We start from the raw sequence: 20,677 nt of genomic DNA, 5'->3' as shown, positions 1-20,677 counted from the left end.
AACCATGCGTAAGACCCGAACCGCGCTCGGTGCGTTGATGCTGACAGGTGTGCTGGTCACCAGTGGCTGCGCCACCGGGGACGACGCCGTGGTGGCCGGTCCTGAGACCTTCGAGTTCGTCAGCCCCGACGGCAAACTCGAGATCCTCTACGACCCGCCGGCCGAGCGTAAGCCCGTTGCGGAGATCGCCGGCCCGGACCTGCTCGACCCGGGCACCACGCTCAACCTGCAGCAGGACCACGCCGGGGAGGTCGTGGTGCTCAACACCTGGGGTCAGTGGTGCGGGCCGTGCCGTGCTGAGGTCGACGACCTGCAACGCATCCAGGACGAGTTCGGCGCCCGGGGCGCGACGGTGTTCGGCATCAATCTGCGGGACCCCAACCGGCAGAAGCCCGTCGACTTCGTGTCGGACAACGGCGTCACCTACCCGTCGATCTGGGACCCCAGCAACGCCGCCGTCGCCGCGCTGCGCGGATTCCCCACCTCGGTCGTGCCCACCACAATTCTGCTCGACAAGCAGCACCGCGTGGCCGCCGTGTACCTGGTCGAGATCACCGACGACAAGCTCAACAGCGCCATCGAGCGGCTCCTGGCCGAGGAGGTCGAGCCGGCGTGAGTCCGGACGTGATCGTGCTCGCCCAGAGCGTGGGGGAGACGTTCCAGCAGACGGTCGCCGGCGGGCCGATCCTGCTGGCGCTGGGAGCCTGCGTGCTCGCCGGGCTCGTCTCGTTCGCCTCGCCCTGCGTGGTTCCACTCGTGCCCGGCTACCTGGCGTACCTGGCCAGCGTCGTGGGCGCCGAGCGGCCGCCGGCCACCGCGGCTGCCGCGGAACGGCAACGCGCGGCCAACGCGACACTGACCGTGGAGGAACGCCGAACCCGGAAGGCGTCGCGAGCCCGCGTCGTGGGGGCGTCGTTGCTGTTCGTGGGCGGTTTCACCGTGGTGTTCGTCCTGCTCAGCGCCATGGTGCTGGGAACCGTGCAGTACCTCGCACCGCAGCAGGAACTGCTGCAGCGCCTCGGCGGCGTGGTGACCATCCTCATGGGACTGGTCTTCATCGGGCTGGTCCCCACACTGCAGCGTGATACCCGGATGCAGCCCAGGTCGCTGTCGACGTGGCTCGGCGCCCCCTTGCTCGGCGCCGTGTTCGCGCTCGGATGGACCCCGTGCCTCGGACCGACCCTGGCCGCCGCGCTGTCCGTGGCCGCCGGGACCGGAGTCGACGCCGCCCGCGGCGTGCTGCTGATCGTGGCCTACTGCCTCGGGCTCGGCCTGCCGTTCGTCGTGGTGGCCTTCGGCTCCACCTGGGCGATGCGCACCGTCGGCTGGCTGCAGAAGCACACCCGCGGCATCCAGGTGTTCGGCGGAGTGATGTTGATCTTCGTGGGCCTGCTGCTGCTGACCGGCGCATGGGCGCTGTTCATCGACTGGCTGCGCGACTTCGCCATCTCGGACACCACGCTGCCCATCTAGCCTGCGTGCGCGAACCTGCGAAGCCCACAAACGAGTGATGTCCCGGACCATCGGTGAACGACGATCCGGGACATCACACGCTGAGCGGATGACGGGATTCGAACCCGCGACCCTCACCTTGGCAAGGTGATGCGCTACCAGCTGCGCCACATCCGCATGGGACCTCGGGCCCGTGAGCGCCCGTGTCCTTGCGAGAAAGAACAATAGACCATTCCCCGGAGCGCCCGCAGGCGGGGTGCCCCGAAGAGGTTCTCGGACGCCGATACCGGCCCCTCGCCGCGCGTCGATCTCCGCCTCGGGAGACCCCCGTCATAGTCGGGGTCACCGGCTGTACCCTGCCAGGTTTCGCTCAGGTTCCCCCGACTAGCCTGGGACCGACCGGCGTCGAACCGGCTGTGGCGCACCCAGCCGCAGCAGCCTCGACGCACCGCGACACGCAGATGGACCCCATGCCCAGAACAGCCGCCGTCACAGCCTTCTTCCGTAACGCATGGCGCACCCTCACGGCGATGCGCACGGCCCTCATCCTGTTGTTCCTGCTGGCGGTGGCCGCCATCCCCGGCGCACTCCTGCCGCAGCGCAGCCTCAACGAGGGCAATGTCGTCGAGTACATCGAAGAGAACGGCTGGATCGGCGAGCTCTACGACAAACTGCAGCTGTTCGACGTGTTCGGCAGCTGGTGGTTCACCGCCATCTACGTCCTGCTGTTCGTCTCGCTGGTCGGCTGCCTGACGCCGCGCTGTATCGACCTGGTCAAGCAGCTGCGCACGCCGCCACCGCTCACGCCCCGCAATCTCGGTCGGCTGCCGCACCACGCCGCGTACCGCACCACCGCCACGCCGGAGGAGGCGGCGGGCCAGGTGCAGCGCGCGCTGCGTGGCTGGCGGGTGCGACGCAACGACGGCGACGGCCGCGTCCCCGGCACCATCGAGCTGTCCTCCGAGCGCGGTTACACGCGCGAGGTCGGCAACATCGTCTTCCACTTCGCCCTGCTCGCCCTGCTGATCATGTTCGCGGCTGGCAAGTTCGTGTACGCCGAGGGCATGCGGGTACTCATCGCCAACGAGGAGTCGCCGGCGTTCTGCAACACCACGCCGAGCGCGTACGATTCGTTCCGCGCCGGCCTGCTCGTCGACGGCACAGACCTCGAGCAGTTCTGCATCAAGATCGAGGACTTCCGCGCCGACTACCTGTCCAACGGCCAGGCCGAGATGTTCACCTCGAACGTGCGCTTCACCGAGGACGTGGCCACCACCTCCCCGGACACGTGGGAACACTACGAGATGGCGGTCAACCACCCGCTGCGCATCGGCTCGACCCGCGTCTACCTGCAGGGACACGGTTTCGCGCCCACGTTCACGGTGACGTTCCCCAACGGCGAGACCCGCACCGACACCCAGCACTGGCAGCCGACGGAGCTGCAGACGTTCCTGTCCTCGGGAATCATGCGCTTCGACCCGCCGGCCGGCATGTACCCGGACCTGGTCGAGCGGCGTGGGCAGCAGATCGCCGTGCAGGGCCTGTTCGCGCCGACCGCGCAGTTCGACGGCACCCTGCTCAGCTCGCGCTTCCCGCGCATGGACGACCCGGCGGTGGCGATCGACGTCTACCGCGGCGACGCCGGCCTGGACACCGGCCGCCCGCAGTCGATCTTCTCGCTGGAGCCGGACCTCATCGAGTCGGGATTGCTCAACCGCGAGGCGCGCGTCAACCTGCGGCCGGGCGAGTCCACGACGCTCGCCGACGGCACCGAGGTCCGGTTCGACGGCGCCGAGGAGTTCATCAACATCCAGGTCTCCGAGGACCCCACACAGATCTGGGTGGGAGTGTTCGCCGCGGTCATGATGGGCGGCCTGGTGTTGAGCCTGATGGTGCGGCGCCGGCGAATCTGGGCCCGGGTGAGTATCGACGACGACAACGTCACCCGCGTCGACCTGGGGGGCCTGGCCCGGACGGACCGATCGGGCTGGGGCTCGGAATTCGATGCACTCCGGGACCGGCTGGTCGCTGAATCCACTGTCACACCCGTGTTGCCCGGTGACGGCTTGCCTGATCCGGCGGAGCCGGGACACACTTCAACCAGTCGCGGCGATGCCGACGACACCGTGCGGAAGGACGACACCCGGTGAATACCTTGATTCTCGCTCAGGGGCTGCCTGTCAACGAGACCCTGTCCACGTACTCGGATCTGGCGTTCCGGACGGCGTTCGGCATCTACGTACTGGCGCTGATCGCATCGCTGGTCTACTACGGGGGGTTCCGCGTAGCCAAGATCTCGGAGAAGGAGCTCGTAGCGGCCGGCGGCACCGGGCTCACCGAGTCCACCTCGCTCAGCTCCACCGGAATCGCCGACGATGAGCGGGCCGCCGCCGGGAACCGGCGCTGGGCCCGGATCGCGCAGCTGTTCATCACCATAGGATTCGTCTTCTCGGTGGCGTCGCTGATCCTGCGAGGACTCGCAACCGACCGGTTCCCGCTCGGCAACATGTACGAGTTCATCCTCGGCACGTCGATTCTCGGGGTGGGCGCCGGGCTGGTGTTCCTGCGCAAGCCCGCGATGCAGACGGCATGGCCGTACCTGCTGCTCCCGGTGCTGGTGCTGATGTTCTTCGGCGGGACGCACCTGTACTCCGAGGCCGCACCCGTGGTGCCGGCGCTGCGCTCGTACTGGCTGCCGATCCATGTGTCGATCATCTCGCTGGGTGCGGGGATCCTGCTCGTCCCGGGTGTCGTGTCGATCATGTACCTCATCCGCGTGTGGCAGCCGCAGGGCCAGGAGAACGGCTGGGCTGCCGGGTTGGCCCGCCCCCTGCCGGCGGCGGAGACCCTCGACCGGCTGGCCTACCGCGTCACCGTGATCGGCTTCCCCGTCTTCGGCGTGGGCATCCTGCTGGGCGCGGTGTGGGCCGAGAGCGCGTGGGGCCGGTTCTGGGGCTGGGACCCCAAGGAGACGGTGTCGTTCATCTCGTGGGTGTTGTACGCCGGCTACCTGCACGCTCGCGCCACCTCCGGCTGGGGCCCGAAGAAGGCGGCGTGGATCAACATCGCCGGATTCGTGGTGCTGGTGTTCAACCTGTTCTTCATCAACATCGTGGTCTCCGGTCTGCACTCGTACGCGGGCCTGAACTGACACCCGGCGGCGCGGCCTAGGCTGCCGACCGCCCCTGCTGCCCCGGCGGCTGCTCGGCGGATCCGCCCGTCGGCCGGAGCCGCTGCTCGGCCTGCGCCCGCAGGTACCGCCGTTCGGTGTGCCGGCGCTGCCGCCTGTGCGGCCGGCGTCCTGCCCCGGCTATGCCGTCGCCGGTCCGGCCGGCCTCCGCCGACTCCTGTTGTAGACAACTGCGCTCGGGGTGCCGCGGTGCGGCGAACTGCGCGAGCGGCCCGTTGGGGACGCTCATGATCCGCGTCCCGGGGTCCCGGTCGGGATGGTTCGGCCCGTGGATCCACACGTAGACCCCTTCGGTGTTCCGGTAGTACGCCCATAGGCCTTCGGTCTTGAGGCGATGATGCGTGCGGCAGAGACAGCCGAGATCGTCGCTTGTCGTGTGACCGCCACGGCCGGGTTCGTCATGGTCGAACGGGATGATGTGATCGAGGTCGGTCTTGTCCGCCGGGGTCTGGCATCCGGGAAAGACGCAAGTGCCGTCGCGGCCCCGGCAGAAGTGGGACAGTGCCTCCGAGGGGGAGTACCGGCGCGCCGCCTCGCTGTCCGGGTCGCCGAGAGTGTCCAGCGCGTCGAGCCTTCGTCTCGCCATGCGCTGCAACTCATCGGCGGTGTAGCCGGTGACCGGTCCGTATCCCGTCAGGAACAGCCCGCGGAAGTCGGGATCTCCGTCGTCATAGGAATGGATGATCACCCGCCGAGCCGCCTCTTGCGCGGCCGGATCGGTGGGGTGGCTGCCGTCGGGCTCCGGCAGACAGGTCCAGCCGCGACTCAGGGCGAGTAGGCCGGCGGCTCGGAGTTGCCCGCTGGTCCGGGGATCGTCCGCGGAGACGGTGCGTACCAGCGCCTCGATGCGGTCGGCGATCTCGATGGCGTCCACTGCGGTGAGGGTCGCGGTGATCCGGGCGTGGTCGCCCGATATGGGCGTCATCCTCACGTTCTGATCACGTCGCGTCTGCTGTGCGCGCGCATCGGCACCGACGGGGTCGCAGGCCGCGACATGCTTGCTGAGCATCTTGCGCAGAGGTCCGATTCTGGGCGGGTGCGTTCGTCGCCTGGTCGGTGCGAGGCCCTCGCAGATGCGCCGGTCGAGTTCAGGGATCAGCGTGTCCTCGACCAGTGCGGTCTCCTCGGCGATGGCGTGGGCTGCCTGGGCCCCGATCCATCCGGTCGTCAGCAGAGCCGCGGTTCGCGGGAGCCGCTCGATCAATTCCACCGCTGTGGTGACGAGGCGGAATGCGCCGCGGCGCGACAAGGCCATCGACGCGCCCACCATGGTGGCGGCCGTGTCCAGCGGGTCGCGCTGCTCGTCGTGCTCGGTGGCCCTGCGAACGCAGGCATAGGCGTAGACGACGGTCCGGCCCTCGGCGGCATTGATCGCTCGTTGGGCGAGATACCCGCGTTGCTGTCCGGGGTCCCACCGGCCGAAGGCGTCCGGGACGAGCACCTCGGTGGCGGGGGCTGTGGTCGTTGTGAATCCCGGCGGCGGTTCGAATCTCTCCGCAAACTGAGCGGACTGAGCGAACTGCGTGTTGAGCGCCTTGGTCGAGGAGGCCGAATTCTGCGTGGTGAACGGGTAGGTGGTCGTCATGTGTTCGACTGTATGTTCGAGGTGCGACATTGTTGGCTGCCAGGATTGCAGGGGCCAGTGAAGCCGGAATGCGACAAGTTCGGGGCGGGGGTGCCACTCGCGCGGCTCCGGCGCGTTGACCTGCGATGCCCTGGACCGCGCCTCCAGGGCAGTCCAGGTCAGGGCCCGGGGACCGGGCGGGAAAATTCCCCGGCGGCAGCCATTGACGGGCGGGCGTGGTCGGCCTAACGTGATACCAAATGGTTCTACATCAACCGTACGAGACGGACTTCAGCGATGCCGACGTCGACCGGATCTTCCGAGCGCTGGCTGATGCCACGCGCCGCGACATCGTCCGGCGCACGCTCGTCGAGGAGGCGTCCGTCTCCGAACTCGCCGAGCGGTACGCGATGTCGTTCGCGGCGGTCCGTAAGCACGTCAACATCCTCGAGGAGGCCGGGTTGATCAGCAACAACCGCATCGGCCGAGAACGCCGGATCCGCGGCAATCCCGAGACCATCCGCACCGCACAGGGCCTGCTCACCAGCTATGAACAGCTGTGGCGCGGCCGTATCGACCGCCTCGATGCGTTCCTGGCCGAAGACTGAACGCCCCTGGTCGAGAACAGAGGAAGGAGGACCGCGAAAGGTACTGGCCCGCCACGCCCCGCCACGTCCCACCACGCAGGCAGATCTCATCCCTGGAGGCTCACAATGCCCATCACCTCAGTAGTCAAGGACCCGGAGGCGCTGACCCTCGTCGTCGTCGCTGATTTCACCGTTCCGCTCCGGCGTCTCTGGGACGCCTACGCCGACCCGCGCCAACTCGAGAAGTTCTGGGGGCCACCCACGTGGCCCGCGACGTTCGTCCGCCACGACCTCGCGCCCGGCGGCCTGTCCGAGTACTACATGACCGGCCCCGACGGTGACCGCTCCGGCGGCTACTGGGAGTTCCTGGCGGTCGCGGAGGGACGCTCGTTCGAGGTCCTCGACGGCTTCACCCGCGACGACGGCGAGCCCAACACCGACATGCCGTCCATGCGTATGGTCTTCGAGTTCGCCGAGACGGACGGCGGCTCGCGCCTCACCACGACCACCCACTTCAACAGCCTGCCCGAACTCGAGCAACTCCTCGAGATGGGCATGGAGGAGGGCATGACCTCCGCCATGGGGCAGATCGACGACGTGCTCGCCGACCTGCGGAGCTTCGCCGCCGACCGCGCCACGAGCGCCCAACTGCTGTCCGACACCACGGTCCGGATCAGCCGGGTCGTGCGCGGGACCCCGGAGCAGGTGTGGGCCGCCCACCACGATCCGGAACTGCTGCGGCAGTGGTGCTACGGGCCCGAAGGCTGGGAGTTCACCGAATGTGTCACGAGCACGAAGCCGGGGGACCGGCACCGCTACGCGTACGCGCCGACCAACGGCACGGAAGGCCAGGGGTTCGCCCTGGTCGGCGAGCTGCTGGAGACCGACCCACCGCATCGCGAGGTGTTCCTGGAGACGATGGAGGGCGTCGACGGCCCGCCCACCCGCAACGAGCAGACGCTCACCCCCGTCGACGGTGGCACGCTGATCTCGCTCGTGGTGACCTACGACAGCCGCGAACAGCGCGACGCGATCCTGGGCACCGGCATGACCGACGGCATGGAGATCAGCTACGCGCGCCTGGAGGAAACTGTGCTGGCAGGAGGACGCCCATGAGGACCCTGATCATCACGGCATTCGTCTCGCTCGACGGCGTGATGGAGGCCCCGGGTGGAGAAGAGGGATACCGCAACGCGGGGTGGACGTACCGGAACGTGGCGTTCGACCCGGCCGCATACGAACTCAAGGGGCGGGAGCAGGAGGAGGCTGCGGCGCTGCTGCTGGGCCGCCGGAGCTATGAGGCGTTCGCGCCGATCTGGCCCACGATGACCGACGACTTCGCCCGCTACAACGAACTGCCCAAGTACGTGGTGTCGGAGACGCTGCGCAATGAGGATCTGGTGGACGACTGGGGGCCGATCGCCATCCTCCGGTCGGTGGAGGAGGTGGCTCTTCTCAAGGAGACCGAGGGCGGCCCGATCCTGGTGCAGGGCAGCGGGACGCTCGGGCACGCGCTCGCCGACGCCGGGCTGGTGGACCGCTACCACCTGCTGGTCTTCCCCCTGCTCCTCGGCGCCGGCAAGCGCCTGTTCAGTGCGGCCGACAGGGACGCGCAGTCGCTGGCGCTGGTCGAGCACGAGGCTTACGGGAACGGGATCCAGAAGATGATCTACGACGTGGTGCGCTCGTAAGCCTGGGCGGGAGCTGCTCAGGCCCCGCGGAGCTCGGACATGCGAAACGCGAGGCGTAGTTCGAGCGCGCGGTCGCCCCGCCGCCAGCCCGGGCCCAGGACGGCGTCGAGTCGCTCGAGCCGTTGATACACCGTGTTGACGTGCACGAACAGTCGCGCGGCGGTGGCCGACGGGCTGCCCTCGGCTGCGAACCACGCCTGCAACGTCTCGAGTAGGGCGGTGCCGCGCGCGCGGTCACTGGCGCGGACGGGTCCCAGGTGACTCTCGATGAATCGGCCCACGAATTCGCGGTCGACCTCGCTGAACAGCAGGCCGTACAGCCCCAGCTCCTCGGTCGCCGCGCCGTCGCCTTCGCGGTCCAGTGCGATGAGCAGCCGGGCGGCCCGCCGGGCTCGTTCCACGTGGTCGACGACTCCGCCTCCGCCGTCGGCCCCGTCGAGTCCGGGCAGGCCGGCGATGGGGCCGGAGGCGCCGACCGTGGCGCGGTGGGATGACAGGCGGCCGGCCGCGTCCCGGGCGGTGGCGCCGGCGTCCGATCCGGGAAGGAGCATCACGGCCCGGTCGCCATAGGTGGTGACCAGCCCGCCGGCGGTGCGGGCGAGTGCGCGACATTCGGTCTGCAGGGCGCGCGTCATGCGGGCTTCTGGCGGGGTGATGACCATCGCGACGAGGTCCGAGTCCACATTCACCCCGAGCAGGTCGGCGCGCCGGCTGAGGGACTCGAGGTCGTGCTCGCCGGGGGAGAGGAGCTCGGCGAGCAGCTCGCCCCGCACGCGGTTGTCGGCCTCGTCGCGCGCCTGGTGGCCGAGGAGGAACAGGGCGATCACGGACGCGACCCGGACCAGTGCGACGCCGGCCGTCGGGGCGCCGCCGCGGCTGCCGAACGTGACGTAGCCGAGGTGGTCGGGGCCGGTGACGATCGGGGTGACGACGACGACGTGGCCGTCCACACGCCGGGAGATGAGTCCGGCCGGTCGCTCCTGGTCCGTCGTGACCTCGTGCAGGACCCGCAGGAGCAGGTCGACCGGCGGCCCCTCGGTGGACCGGGCGGAGCCCAGCTCCCGGTGGGCGAGGTCGTACACGGCTGCGGTGCCGCCTTCGATGTCCACGAGCAGGTCCACGATCTCGGGCACCGTGGCCCCGCCCACCACCAGCTCGGTGAGTCGCTGATGGGTCTCGACGGTGGAGGCGAGGGTCGCGGTGCGGGCGCGTTCGGCGTCCAGGGCGTCGCGGGTCTCGTCGAGTTCCCGGCGGCGCCGTGATGCGCGTTCGGCGGCGGTGAGTGCGGCGGAGATCTGGTCGGCGAGCAGCGCGAGCAGGGTGATCTCGTCCTGCGCGAAGTCCCGTTCGGAGCGGTCCGAGGTGAACAGCATCCCGGTGAGGCGGCCGTGGGTACGGACGGGGACGCCGAGGATCGCCAGAACGCCCTCGTCGATGATGATCGGGTCGATGACGTGCGTGTACTGCTCGTCTGCCAGGTAGTTGCGGGTCCAGCGCGGGGCCATGGCTTCGGCCACCTGACCGCCCAGTCCGAGTCCCATGCCGAGCCGGATGGTGTCGAACTTGGGGCTGGTGGCGCCCTCGGCCATCCGCATGTACGTGTCGCCTCGCTCGGGGTCGAGCAGCATGACGTAGGCGAGATCGGTCCCCACGAGCTGGCGGGCCCTGCGGATGGCGATGTGCAGGACCGCGTCCTCGTCCTGGGCGGAGGCCAGTTCGGCGGCCGCGTCCAGGACATCGCGGAGCCCGCGGGTGAGGTCGGCGGACACGGTCAGCGGCCGGTGAACCCGGCCTTGCCGGGACCGTTGTCGATGAACGACTGCATGCCGATCTGGCGGTCCTCGGTGGCGAACAGGGCCGCGAACAGGGCGCGCTCGATGCTCAGCCCGGTGTCCAGGTCCACCTCGATGCCGCGGTCGACGGCTTCCTTGACCGCCCGGAGTGCGATGCGGGGGCCGCCCACGAACTGCCGGGCCCACTCGAGAGCGCGGGCGGTGGACTGCCCGTCGGGGACGACCTCCTCGACGGCGCGGAGTTCGAGGGCCTCGGCAGCGGTGAGGGTGCGGCCGGTCAGGCACAGGTCCTTGGCCACGGCCGGACCGACGAGCCGTGCCAGTCGCTGGGTGCCGCCGGCGCCGGGGATGATGCCGAGCAGGATCTCGGGCTGTCCGAGCTTGGCCTTTGACTCGGCGATCCGGCGATCGCAGCAGAGGGCGAGCTCCATGCCGCCGCCCAGGGCCGCGCCGGTTATCGCGGCGACGGTGGGCTGGGGGATCGCGGCCACGGCGGTGAACGCCGACTGCAGGTCGCGGGCCTCGGAGACCATCTGCGCATACGACATGTCGCGCATCTCCTTGATGTCCGCGCCGGCCGCGAAGACGCGATCGCTACCGGTGAGGACCACGGCCTCCACGTCGTCGCGCCCCGAGACCTCCGAAGCGACTGCACGCAGTTCTTCCTGCATCGCACGGGACAGGGCGTTGACCGGCGGACGGTTGAGCGTGATCAGGGCGACGCCGTCTGTCATATCCAGGGATAGGGATTCATACATCGAGGGGCTCCAAGGCTAGGGGGAATCTCCATTGTATGTGAATCAGACCACTCCTACGGTCAGGGCATGCAGAACAACGTGAGTGAGGTCACAGATCGGCGGGCGGTTCCCTGGCGCCCGCCCCTCGAGCCCGACGGCTTCCACTGGGAGATCCCGGAGCGATTCAACATCGGTGCCGCGTGCACTGACGCGCATCCGCCGGAATCCCCCGCGATCGTGGTGGACCGCGGCGACGCCCCACCGGAGATCACGACCTTCGGCGACCTCGGCGCCCGTGCCCGCCGGCTCATCACCGTCCTGCGCGACCACGGGATCGGTGAGGGCGACCGCATCGCGGTGATGTGCGCACAGTCCGCCGAGACCGCCGTGGCCCACATGGCCGCATATCTGATGGGCGCCATCGCGGTGCCGCTGTCGGTGAAGTTCGGCCCGGAGGCGGCCCTGTTCCGCATGGGCGACTCGGGCGCGGTCGCCGCCGTGTTCGACGCGGACTGCCACGAGCGTCTCGCCGACGAGCTCGCCGGGCTGCCCGAGCTGCGCCTCGTCCTCGTCACCGGGGCCGAGCCGGAGGCCCCAGCGAGACCGGGGGAAGATGCGCTCACCGTGCTCCCGCTGTCGGTCACGGACTCGGCCGACGTCGCCGTCGTCGTCCCCGACACCGGTCCCGACGACCCCGCGCTGCTCATCTACACCTCCGGGACCGCCGGCCAGCCCAAGGGCGCCCTCCACGGTCATCGCGTGGTGCTGGGTCACATACCCGGGGTGGTGCGCGCGCTCGACGGCTTCCCCCGGCCCGCCGCGACCGGTGAGACCGGCGACGTGTTCTGGACCCCCGCCGACTGGGCCTGGGCCGGCGGCCTCCTCGACGTGCTGCTGCCCAGCCTCTACAGCGGCGTCCCCGTGGTGGCCTCCGATCGTCGACCGAGCCCCGAGACCGTCGAGCACATCCTCCGGCGACACGGTGTGACCTGCTCGTTCCTGCCCCCGACCAGTCTCAAGATGATGCGTGCCTCCGACGTGGACTACTCCCACACCGGACTACGGGCCGCGTTCTCGGGCGGCGAGGCACTGGGCGAGGCCGTGGCCGAATGGGCACGCGAGTCCCTCGGTGTGCGGGTCAACGAGATCTACGGGCAGACCGAATGCAACCTCATCGTGGGCACCTGCCACGCCCGATTCGACACCCCGCCCGGCTCTATGGGCCGTCCCACGCCCGGGTTCGACCTGGTGCTGCTCGACGAGATCGGTCACCCTGTCGGGCCCGGGGCGGTGGGCGAGATCTGCGTGCGACTCCCCAGCCCCAACGCCTTCCTGCGCTACTGGAACGCCCCCGACAAGACGGCGGAGAAGACCGCCGACGACGTGCTGCACACCGGTGACCTGGCGACGGTCGACGACCACGGGAACTACTGGTTCTCGGGCCGCAACGACGACCTGATCTCGACCGCCGGCTATCGGGTGGGCCCCGGCGAGATCGAGGACCAGATCCTGCGGCACCCGTCCGTCGAGATGGTCGCGGTGATCGGCGTGCCGGACGAGCTACGGGGAGAGGCGATCGTCGCGTACATCGTCGCCGCTGACGGTGTCACCGGCTCCGACGAGTTGGCCGCCGAGATCCAGGCCTTCGTCAAGGAGCGCCTGGCCTTCTACCAATATCCGCGGGAGGTCGTCTTCCTGGACGAGCTGCCCACCACCAACACCGGCAAGATCCGCCGGGCGCAGCTGCGCTCGGATCACGGGCGCTGAACCCTCCACTCTCCCGAAGACTGACTCCTTCTCAAAGACTGTCTTCTTCTCAAAGGATCTGCAATGAACAATCCCGTAGTCATAGGCGTGGTGCTGGCCTACTTCGTGCTGATGTTCGCCATCGGAGCGTGGGCCAACACCAAGATGAAGTCGGCGAAGGAGTTCCTGGTGGCCGGGCAGTCCCTCGGCTTCTTCGTGATGGCCATCGCGAGCTTCTCCTCCATCCAGTCCGGCTGGGGCATGGTCGGCGGCACCGGCCAGACCTACGCGTGGGGCTTCCAGGCCCTCATCGCCGTGGGACTCTTCGCGCTGTTCGGCTTCGCCGTGGCCTGGTTCCTGCTGGGCAGCCGACTTAACTGGATCGGCAAGAAGCACAGCGTCTACTCGGTGCCCGACCTCATCCGCGTGCGCTTCCAGGACAAGACCTCGCACGCCACCATGTCCGTCGCGGTGTTCGTGGCGGCTGTGGCCTACATGACGGCACAGGTCACCTCGATCGGAGTGATCATCTCGCTGCTGCTCGGCACCTCGGTCGCGACCAGCGCGTGGATCGGCTCCCTCGTCGTGGCCGCGTACACGATGGCCGGCGGCATGCTCGCGGCCGTGTGGACCGACCTCGTGCAGGGCGTGCTGATGGTGGTCATGTCCGTGGGGCTGTTCTTCTTCGCCATCCAGATGGCCGGCGGATGGCTCCCCATGCTCGACACCATCTCCTCGGCCAGCGCCGAACTCCTGTCGATCGACGGCGTCAAGTCGCCGACCTACATCTTCGCCTTCGGGTTGCTGATCTTCGTCGGCGCCGTGGGACAGCCGCAGCTGCTCACCAAGTTCCTCATGCTGCGCGACATGACCCAGCTCAAGTGGGGCGCGGCGGTGGCCGGCATCGCGTACGGCGTCACGACCCTGTTCTCGGTCGGGATCGGCCTGGCCACCCGGTCCATGGTGGTGACCGGGGACGCCCCCGAGCTGGCGAACATCGACGACACCGCCATCTGGTTCCTCGATTCGGTCACCCACCCGATCGTCGGCGGCATCGCGCTGACCGGGCTGCTGGCCGCGATCATGTCCTCGGCCTCGAGCTTCATCACCATCGGCGCGTCCTCGATGATGCGTGACCTGCCCTCCGCGTTCGGTATCAAGGTGGTCCGCGAACTGCTGTGGAGCCGCATCTCGAGCCTGGTGCTGGTGGTCCTGTCCGTGCTGCTCACCCTGTTCCTGTCCCAGGTGGTGTTCCTGCTCGGCGCGTTGGGGTGGGCCGCCTTCGCCGCAGCGATCGTCGGGCCCGTGGTGATGTCGATCTACTGGCATCGCGCCACGGCCACCGCCGCGACCGTCACCGTGATCTTCGCGATCGTCGGCAATCTCGTGATCAGTTCCCTGGCTGCACGAGAGGTCATCACGATGCCCGCGTACATGCAGGTCGGCGGCATCTCGCTGCTCGTGTCGATCCTGCTGTTCTATGTGGTCTCGCTCATGACCTCCAACCGTCACCCCGATGCCACGCTGGCCCACCTCTACGGCGGGTCGACCACGTCGAGCGATGGCGCGGCTGCTCGTGTCGCCGCCGTATCCACCGAAAGGAACGACCATGTCTGAGCCCGTTCTCGACGCCGCCCTGGCCCCCGAGCCCGACCACAAGCGCGCGGACATGTTGATCCACGCCTTCGCCGCGGTCAGCGCGTTCGCGCTGGTCGGCATGCTCATCGATGTGTGGCAGATGGTGTTCCTCACCGTGCCGCTGTTCGCGGTGGTCCTGATGCTCAAGGGTTCGTTGCGTTCCGACGGCACCTGGGGGAGGCAGTCCACGATCGGGATCATCGGGTACTGCGCGGTCCTGGCCGGACTCGTGGCGTGGTCGATCCTGTCCTACAACAGCGACACCAATCTCTGGGGCATCCCTATGTCCATGGCCGTGATCGTCTACTTCATCTGGCCCTACACCGCCGTGGTGGCCGGACTGCTCTATGCGTTCGTGTTCGATCGCACCATCGACGAGAAGCGGCTCGCCGGGATCGCTCCCTGAGTCCGCCCGACCCCGACCGGCCCGCCTGGCCTTGGGTGCCCTGCAGGCGCCGTGCAGGGCGCCCCATGTCAGCGGACATACTTCACGCCTGATCCGGGCGGGGCTCGGGCGGGGCTCCGGGCGGGAAGTGGGCCCAGGACGTCGGTGGCCGCGGCCGTGATGGCAGCCCTCGTGGCACGGCCGCGCGGTGGCGCGTGCGTGACTGAACCGCCGTGACCTGCGGTGCCCTGAACAGCCTCTCCAGGGCACCGCAGGGCAGCGGGGTCGCACTCGACTCGGGTACGGACGCGTGTTTACAGATCCCCGGGCAGCTTGTCGCGGCGGATGTCGCGCCAGGTGGGCTGGCGCATGTGGCCGTCGTCCGTGAAACCCTGATGGCGGACCTCCACGACGAGCCTGGGCAACACCCAGATCGCGTCGCGGCGCGCGTCGGAGGGCAGCTCGCCGACGAACGGGCTGGATTTGCGCCGCAGTGGTTCGAGCTCGTCGAGCATCGCCCGCCGTTGCCGGTCGGTGAAGCCGGTGCCCACCCGGCCGATATAGGTCAGGCCGGTATCCGTGGGCAGCCCGAGGAGTAACGAGCCGAGCCCGCCGGAGAGCCCGCCCTTGCCCGGCCGCCACCCGCCCACCACGGCGTCTGTGGTGGTGAGCAGCTTCTGTTTGAGCCAGGCCCGCGACCGCTTCCCCGACTCGTACCGGGAGTCGCGACGCTTGGCGACGATGCCCTCCCAGCCGAACTCCTCCGCCTCCGCCAGGGCACGATCGCCGGGGCCGTCCAGCACTCCCGGCGCCTGCACGCGCGGGACCTCGGCCAGTCGCGGCGCGAGCAGGTCCAGCACCTCCCGCCGCCGCGACCAGGGCTGCGAACGCAGGTCCACGCCGTCGAGCTCCAGCACGTCGAAGACGAACAGGTGCACCGGCGCGATCGAGGCATCCGTTCCCTCGGACCCTGCCTGTTTGGCCAGCGCCGCGAAGTCCGGGACGCCGGCGGAATCTAGCACCACGAGCTCGCCGTCGAGCACCGCCGGCCGGCCCAGCGCCTGCGCGAGACCGGGGAAACCGTCGGTGAGCCAGTCCATCGCGTTGCCGTTGCGGCTGACCATGCGGGCCTGCTCGCCGTTCGTCGCCACCGTCACCCGGTAGCCGTCCCACTTGCCCTCGAACGCCCACTTCTCGCCGGGCAGCTCGGTCACCGTGGCGGCGGTGGGGATCATCGGCAGCGGGGGAGCGTCGGGTCGGTCGGCGCCGCCGGACCCGCTGCCCGAGTCGCCGGACGATCCGCCGCCCGAGCGCCGGGCGGCCCCCCTGCCCGACCCTCGTGCCCGCTTGTCGCCCTCGGGATACGACGACTTGGGGTTGTCGCGCCCCCCGTAGAAGGAGTCGGGCGACTGGTCCTTCATGTACTGCACGATCCACTGGTTCTTCTCCGCGCTGGTGCGCACGAGCACGTATCGGCCGGAGACCTTGTCGCCGTGCAGCCACACGATGATCTCGTCGGAGCGCCACTTTTCGCACTCGTACCAGCCGTGGTCCCAGATGGTCATGTGACCGGCGCCGTACTCGCCCTCGGGGATGGTGCCCTCGAACGTCTCGTAGCCGAGCGGGTGGTCCTCGGTGTTCACCGCCAGCCGCCGATCGCGCGGCTCCGTCGGCAGATTCTTGGGGACGGCCCAGGACGCCAACACCCCGTGATGCTCCAGTCGGAGATCGAAGTGCAGGCGCCGGGCGTGGTGTTCCTGGATCACGAAGATCGGTCCGTCGATCTCGTTACGGTCGGTGTCGACCTCGCCCTCGAACGGTTCGGGCGTCCGGCGACGGTCTCGTTTGCGGCGGTACTCGTCGAGGCTGGTCACCACCGCGTCGTCGCTGGTGGGCCCGGCGTCGCATCCCGGGTCCGTGGCGGCGCGGGTGCCGGGGGTGTCGGTGCGGTGGGGGTCGTCGTCATCGGACGACGACGACGCCGTCTTCTTCTTGCCGGCCGACTTCTTTCCCCGGGCGCTCTTCTTGGCGGATTTACCGGCGGCGCCGGCCTCGAGGCCCTCCAACAGGTCGCCCTGGGAGTCCACGCGACGCAGGACCTCGTCCCAATGGAGGTGCTCCAGACCGCCGTCGCCGAGTTCCTCCCAGGAGCGGGGCGCGGCGACCCAGGGTTCGGCCCGCCCGCGCAGGGAGTACGGAGCGACGGTGGTCTTGGCGCCGCTGTTCTGGCTCCAGTCCACGAACACCTTGCCCGAGCGGATCGAGCGCTTCATGGTGGCGGTGACCAGGTCGGGCGTCTGCTTCTCCAGTGACTGCGCGATCTGTTTGGCCACCGCGGCGGCGCTCTTGGATGTCACGGCTCTGTCCAGGCGGGCGTAGAGGTGGATGCCCTTGGAGCCGCTGGTCACGGGGAACGCGTCCAACCCGGCCTCGGAGAGGAGGTCGCGGACGCGCAGCGCCACCTTCGCCGTGGTATCGAGCGCCACGTCCTCGCCGGGGTCCAGGTCGATGACGATGCGCCGTGTACGTCCGGGCTCGTCGTTCTCGAGAGTCCACTGCGGCACGTGCAGCTCGAGCGCGGCCTGCTGCGCGAACCACGCCAGCGTCGCGGCGGAATCGAGCACCGGGTAGCGAACGGTGCGCGAGGAATGTTCGATGGCGACCCGCGGCACCCAGTCGGGCGCATGTTGGGGGAGGTTCTTCTCGAAGAACGAGTCGGCGTCCGTGCCATCGGGCCAGCGCTTGCGGGTGACCGGCCGACGGCCCGCGTACGTCAGGAGCAGCGGCGCGACGGCCTGGTAGTACTCCAGCACATCGGCCTTGGTGGTGCCGGTGGCCTCGTAGAGCACCTTGTCGGGATGGGTGAAGCGCACGGTCTGCCCGTCGACCTTCACCGTCTCCTTCTGCCCCTGTGTCGCCATGGCTCCACTCTCGCATCCGCGCCCGACTCCGGCGACCGGCATCGGTTTCCCCACTCCGGCGACTCCGCGCTGGCCAGCCGGTGTCGAGAACCCGGCAGCGGTTCCGTCCCCCTGGTGAAGCGACCACACTGGGTCGCGTGACCCGAGGAGGACCGTCATGGCCAAGTACCTGATGCTCAAGCACTATCGGGGTTCGGCCCCCGAGCAGCCCACCTATCCGCCCATGGCCGAGTGGACGACCGACGAGGTCTCCGCGCACATCCAGTACATGCGGGACTTCGCCGCCCGGTTGGAGGAGTCCGGCGAGTACGTGGACGCCAACGCGCTGTCGGAGTCGGGGACGTGGGTGCGGTTCGACGGCGAGGGGCGCCCGCCGCTGACCGACGGCCCGTTCGCCGAGACCAAGGACCTCATCGCCGGCTGGATGGTGATCGACGTGGCCAGCTACGAGCGGGCGGTCGAACTGGCCGGTGAGTTGTCCGCGGCCCCGGGGCCGGGTGGCGAACCGATCCGCGAGTGGCTCGAGCTGCGTCCACTGCTCACCGGTCCAGGGGAGTTCGAGGACTGAGCTCGTGGATGATCCGGATCTGCGGGCGCTGACCCCGCAGGTGATCGGTGTCCTCGTCCGCCGCGGGGCGGACTTCGCGGCGGCCGAGGACGCCGTGCAGGACGCGCTGATCGAGGCGCTGCGCTCCTGGGCCGCCGATCCGCCGCGCGACCCCCGCGCGTGGTTGATCGCTGTGGCCTGGCGCAGATTCCTCGACGCGACCCGGTCGGAGGCTGCCCGCCGGCGCCGCGAGGAGGCGAGCGAGGCTGAGCGTGCGGGTGAGGCGACGGGGCCGGCGATGGACGACACCCTGTGGCTGTACTTCCTGTGCGCCCACCCGGCGTTGCCCGTGCCGTCGGCCATCGCGTTGACACTGCGGGCGGTGGGCGGACTGACGACCCGCCAGATCTCGCGCGCGTTCCTGGTGCCGGAGGCGACCATGGCGCAGCGCATCAGCCGTGCCAAGCGCACCCTCGTCGGTCGGCGGCTGGACCGGCCCGGCGACGTGGCGACCGTGCTGCGGGTGCTCTACCTGGTGTTCAACGAGGGGTACACCGGGGAGGTGGACCTGGCCGCCGAGGCGTTGCGCCTCGCGCGGCAGCTGTCGAGGTCGATCGACCATCCCGAGGTGCGGGGACTGCTGGCGCTCATGCTGCTCCACCACGCGCGGCGGGCGGCCCGGACCGACGACCACGGCGAGCTGGTGCCCCTGGCCGAGCAGGACCGCAGCCGATGGGACCGGGGCGCGATCGCCGAGGGCGTGACGATACTGCAGGCGGCGCTCGCACGCGATCAGCTGGGTGAGTACCAGGCGCAGGCGGCGATCGCCGCGTTGCACGCCGACGCCCCGTCCACCGCCGAGACGGACTGGGTGCAGATCGTCGAGTGGTACGACGAGCTGTTGGCCCTGCGCGACGCCCCCGTCGCGCGCCTGAACCGATCGGTGGCGGTGGGGCACGCCGACGGCGCGCACGCCGGACTGGCCGCCCTGGCCGAGGTCCCGGAGACGCTGCCCAGACGCACCGCGGCGCAGGCGTACCTGTACGAGTTGGCGGGGGACCACACGCGGTCACGCGGGCTCTACCGCCGAGCGGCCTCGGAGGCGACCTCGTTGCCCGAGCAGCGGTACCTCGCACGGAAGGCGGGCGACGCCACGAACGCACCATGACCGACGCCGGCGCACTATGCCCGTCCGGCTGCCCCGGGTCCCGATCCGGCGCATACTGCCCCCATGCGATCCATCTGGAAGGGCGAGGTCTCCTTCGGCCTGGTGAACGTGCCGGTCAAGGTCTACGCGGCGACGGAGGACCACGATCTGCGGGCGCGGCAGGTCGACAAGAACGACGGCGTGCGGATCCGTTATAAGCGGGTGCGCGACGACAACGGCGAGGAGGTCGAGTACGGCGACATCGCCAAGGCCTATGAGTCCGATGAGGGCGAGATGGTGATCCTCACCAAGGAGGACCTGGCCAGCCTGCCCGTCGAGCAGAACCACGAGATCGAGGTCACGGAGTTCGTGCCCGCCGATCAGGTGGACCCGGTTGCCTTTGACAACGCCTACTTCCTGGAGCCGGCGTCGCGCTCGAACCGCGCGTACATCCTCATGCGTGAGGCTCTCGAGTCCACCGACCGGCTGGCGATCTGCACGTTCACGCTGCGCAACCGCACCAGGCTGTGCGCTCTACGGGTGTATAAGGACGTGCTGATGCTGCAGACGTTGCTGTGGCCGGACGAGATCCGCCCGGCGATCCTCGAGGGCCTGGACAAGGAGGCCAAGGTACGCCCCCAGGAGGTCAAGATGGCGGCGTCGCTCATCGAGACGATGGCGGCGGACTTCGAGCCCGAAAAGTACGAGGACGACTACCAGAACCAGCTCAAGGAACTCATCGAGGCCAAGGCCGCCGGTGGGGAGGCGTTCACGGTGGAGGAGCGGGAGAGCTCCGACGACGACGGAGACGACGAGGTCGCCGACCTCCTCGCCGCGCTGCGTGCGAGTGTGAAGGACCGCGGCGGGGACGTGGATGACTCCGACTCCGGCGATGACGACGACAAGACCGACGACGACAACGGCTCCGGCTCCACGACAAAGGCAGCGGCCAAGAAGCGCACCAGGTCGTCCCCCAAGAAGGCCCCGGCCACGAAGTCGACGGAGAAGAAGGCCACCGCGAAGAAGCCTGCTGCGAAGAAGGCCGCCGCGAAGAAGCCCGCGGCCAAGAAGTCGACGGCAAAAAAGGCCCCCGCCAAGAAGGCGGCGGCAAAGAAGTCGGCCTGATGACCGGCCGGCCCGTTCCCGACCCGGCCGCCGAGCCGGCCGACCGCGCGGCGGACCTTCTCCCGTGGCTCCGCGACCTCTATCGTCACTTCCACTGCCGCCCGGAGCTCAGCATGGCCGACCACGCGACGGCGAGCCGGATCGAGCAGGAGCT

17 protein-coding genes and 1 tRNA gene are annotated in these 20,677 nt (G+C 69.4%); 13 read left to right on the top strand and 5 right to left on the bottom strand.

Features of this window, described 5'->3' with window-relative positions:
• Window positions 1–4: 4 nt before the first annotated feature.
• On the top strand, window positions 5–616 hold the full coding sequence (locus tag ACWIE7_RS12040) for a TlpA family protein disulfide reductase (protein ID WP_454069336.1): 612 nt from the start codon (window positions 5–7) through the stop codon (window positions 614–616).
• Window positions 613–1,473, top strand: a complete 861-nt coding sequence (locus ACWIE7_RS12035; protein WP_344995076.1) for a cytochrome c biogenesis CcdA family protein — start codon at window positions 613–615, stop codon at window positions 1,471–1,473. The genes ACWIE7_RS12040 and ACWIE7_RS12035 overlap by 4 nt, the downstream gene beginning before the upstream one ends.
• A gap of 83 nt (window positions 1,474–1,556) precedes the next feature.
• Here the strand turns inward: ACWIE7_RS12035 and ACWIE7_RS12030 are convergent.
• Window positions 1,557–1,629, bottom strand: a tRNA-Gly gene (locus tag ACWIE7_RS12030).
• Window positions 1,630–1,922: 293 nt separating this feature from the next.
• Between ACWIE7_RS12030 and resB the strand changes: the two genes are divergently transcribed.
• Both resB and ccsB read left to right on the top strand, forming a co-directional pair.
• Window positions 1,923–3,602, top strand: a complete 1,680-nt coding sequence (resB, locus tag ACWIE7_RS12025; RefSeq protein WP_452098420.1) for a cytochrome c biogenesis protein ResB — start codon at window positions 1,923–1,925, stop codon at window positions 3,600–3,602.
• Entirely contained in the window at window positions 3,599–4,603 is a 1,005-nt protein-coding gene (gene ccsB, locus ACWIE7_RS12020) for a c-type cytochrome biogenesis protein CcsB (RefSeq protein ID WP_454069335.1), read from the top strand. Before resB ends, ccsB begins: the two co-directional genes overlap by 4 nt.
• Before the next feature lie 16 nt (window positions 4,604–4,619).
• On the opposite strand, the gene ACWIE7_RS12015 is transcribed toward ccsB, so the two are convergent.
• Window positions 4,620–6,227, bottom strand: coding sequence for a DUF222 domain-containing protein (locus ACWIE7_RS12015; RefSeq protein WP_454069334.1), 1,608 nt, complete (start codon window positions 6,225–6,227; stop codon window positions 4,620–4,622).
• A gap of 239 nt (window positions 6,228–6,466) precedes the next feature.
• Between ACWIE7_RS12015 and ACWIE7_RS12010 the strand changes: the two genes are divergently transcribed.
• The 3 genes from ACWIE7_RS12010 (at window position 6,467) to ACWIE7_RS12000 (ending at window position 8,484) form a co-directional block, all read left to right on the top strand.
• On the top strand, window positions 6,467–6,814 hold the full coding sequence (locus ACWIE7_RS12010) for an ArsR/SmtB family transcription factor (protein WP_454069333.1): 348 nt from the start codon (window positions 6,467–6,469) through the stop codon (window positions 6,812–6,814).
• A gap of 105 nt (window positions 6,815–6,919) precedes the next feature.
• The gene (locus tag ACWIE7_RS12005) at window positions 6,920–7,909 is read left to right on the top strand and encodes an SRPBCC family protein (RefSeq protein ID WP_454069332.1); all 990 of its coding nucleotides are present in this window, start codon (window positions 6,920–6,922) and stop codon (window positions 7,907–7,909) included.
• On the top strand, window positions 7,906–8,484 hold the full coding sequence (locus tag ACWIE7_RS12000) for a dihydrofolate reductase family protein (RefSeq protein ID WP_452098425.1): 579 nt from the start codon (window positions 7,906–7,908) through the stop codon (window positions 8,482–8,484). The genes ACWIE7_RS12005 and ACWIE7_RS12000 overlap by 4 nt, the downstream gene beginning before the upstream one ends.
• A 17-nt stretch (window positions 8,485–8,501) precedes the next feature.
• Here ACWIE7_RS12000 and ACWIE7_RS11995 read toward each other — a convergent pair whose 3' ends face one another.
• The gene (locus tag ACWIE7_RS11995; protein WP_454069331.1) at window positions 8,502–10,253 is read right to left on the bottom strand and encodes a helix-turn-helix domain-containing protein; all 1,752 of its coding nucleotides are present in this window, start codon (window positions 10,251–10,253) and stop codon (window positions 8,502–8,504) included.
• A gap of 2 nt (window positions 10,254–10,255) precedes the next feature.
• Window positions 10,256–11,035: an enoyl-CoA hydratase/isomerase family protein gene (locus ACWIE7_RS11990; protein ID WP_452098427.1), complete on the bottom strand. Its 780-nt coding sequence runs from the start codon at window positions 11,033–11,035 to the stop codon at window positions 10,256–10,258.
• A 66-nt stretch (window positions 11,036–11,101) separates the two neighbouring features.
• Between ACWIE7_RS11990 and ACWIE7_RS11985 the strand changes: the two genes are divergently transcribed.
• From ACWIE7_RS11985 to ACWIE7_RS11975, 3 genes are all read left to right on the top strand, one after another.
• Entirely contained in the window at window positions 11,102–12,781 is a 1,680-nt protein-coding gene (locus ACWIE7_RS11985; RefSeq protein WP_454069330.1) for an AMP-binding protein, read from the top strand.
• A gap of 63 nt (window positions 12,782–12,844) precedes the next feature.
• Window positions 12,845–14,377 carry a sodium:solute symporter family transporter gene (locus ACWIE7_RS11980; RefSeq protein WP_454069329.1) on the top strand — a complete coding sequence of 511 codons (1,533 nt, stop codon included), beginning with the start codon at window positions 12,845–12,847 and terminating at the stop codon, window positions 14,375–14,377.
• A complete protein-coding gene (locus ACWIE7_RS11975; protein WP_454069328.1) occupies window positions 14,370–14,804 on the top strand; it encodes a hypothetical protein in 435 nt (144 codons plus the stop codon). Before ACWIE7_RS11980 ends, ACWIE7_RS11975 begins: the two co-directional genes overlap by 8 nt.
• 293 nt (window positions 14,805–15,097) lie before the next feature.
• Here the strand turns inward: ACWIE7_RS11975 and ACWIE7_RS11970 are convergent, their stop codons facing one another.
• Window positions 15,098–17,704: an ATP-dependent DNA ligase gene (locus tag ACWIE7_RS11970; RefSeq protein WP_454069327.1), complete on the bottom strand. Its 2,607-nt coding sequence runs from the start codon at window positions 17,702–17,704 to the stop codon at window positions 15,098–15,100.
• Window positions 17,705–17,861: 157 nt separating this feature from the next.
• On the opposite strand from ACWIE7_RS11970, the gene ACWIE7_RS11965 reads away from it, so the two are divergent.
• The 3 genes from ACWIE7_RS11965 to ku all read left to right on the top strand — a co-directional run bounded on the left by ACWIE7_RS11965 (window position 17,862) and on the right by ku (window position 20,523).
• The gene (locus ACWIE7_RS11965; RefSeq protein WP_454069326.1) at window positions 17,862–18,272 is read left to right on the top strand and encodes a YciI family protein; all 411 of its coding nucleotides are present in this window, start codon (window positions 17,862–17,864) and stop codon (window positions 18,270–18,272) included.
• A gap of 4 nt (window positions 18,273–18,276) precedes the next feature.
• Window positions 18,277–19,419 (top strand): RNA polymerase sigma factor, encoded by a 1,143-nt coding sequence (locus ACWIE7_RS11960; RefSeq protein ID WP_454069325.1) that lies wholly within the window; start codon window positions 18,277–18,279, stop codon window positions 19,417–19,419.
• A gap of 63 nt (window positions 19,420–19,482) precedes the next feature.
• Window positions 19,483–20,523: a non-homologous end joining protein Ku gene (gene ku, locus ACWIE7_RS11955; RefSeq protein ID WP_454069324.1), complete on the top strand. Its 1,041-nt coding sequence runs from the start codon at window positions 19,483–19,485 to the stop codon at window positions 20,521–20,523.
• The last annotated feature ends 154 nt before the right edge of the window (window positions 20,524–20,677 follow it).

The organism is Dietzia sp. NPDC055343 (genome assembly GCF_053645265.1).
This window is presented reverse-complemented; position numbering and strand designations above follow the sequence as displayed.

Excerpts from the sequence above, each read along its gene's own strand:
- ACWIE7_RS12040 (WP_454069336.1), top strand. The coding sequence starts at position 5 with ATGCGTAAGACCCGAACCGCGCTCGGTGCGTTGATGCTGACAGGTGTG.
- resB (WP_452098420.1), top strand. The coding sequence starts at position 1,923 with ATGCCCAGAACAGCCGCCGTCACAGCCTTCTTCCGTAACGCATGGCGC.
- ACWIE7_RS12015 (WP_454069334.1), bottom strand. The coding sequence starts at position 6,227 with ATGACGACCACCTACCCGTTCACCACGCAGAATTCGGCCTCCTCGACC.
- ACWIE7_RS12010 (WP_454069333.1), top strand. The coding sequence starts at position 6,467 with ATGGTTCTACATCAACCGTACGAGACGGACTTCAGCGATGCCGACGTC.
- ACWIE7_RS12005 (WP_454069332.1), top strand. The coding sequence starts at position 6,920 with ATGCCCATCACCTCAGTAGTCAAGGACCCGGAGGCGCTGACCCTCGTC.
- ACWIE7_RS12000 (WP_452098425.1), top strand. The coding sequence starts at position 7,906 with ATGAGGACCCTGATCATCACGGCATTCGTCTCGCTCGACGGCGTGATG.
- ACWIE7_RS11990 (WP_452098427.1), bottom strand. The coding sequence starts at position 11,035 with ATGTATGAATCCCTATCCCTGGATATGACAGACGGCGTCGCCCTGATC.
- ACWIE7_RS11985 (WP_454069330.1), top strand. The coding sequence starts at position 11,102 with ATGCAGAACAACGTGAGTGAGGTCACAGATCGGCGGGCGGTTCCCTGG.
- ACWIE7_RS11980 (WP_454069329.1), top strand. The coding sequence starts at position 12,845 with ATGAACAATCCCGTAGTCATAGGCGTGGTGCTGGCCTACTTCGTGCTG.
- ACWIE7_RS11975 (WP_454069328.1), top strand. The coding sequence starts at position 14,370 with ATGTCTGAGCCCGTTCTCGACGCCGCCCTGGCCCCCGAGCCCGACCAC.
- ACWIE7_RS11970 (WP_454069327.1), bottom strand. The coding sequence starts at position 17,704 with ATGGCGACACAGGGGCAGAAGGAGACGGTGAAGGTCGACGGGCAGACC.
- ACWIE7_RS11965 (WP_454069326.1), top strand. The coding sequence starts at position 17,862 with ATGGCCAAGTACCTGATGCTCAAGCACTATCGGGGTTCGGCCCCCGAG.
- ku (WP_454069324.1), top strand. The coding sequence starts at position 19,483 with ATGCGATCCATCTGGAAGGGCGAGGTCTCCTTCGGCCTGGTGAACGTG.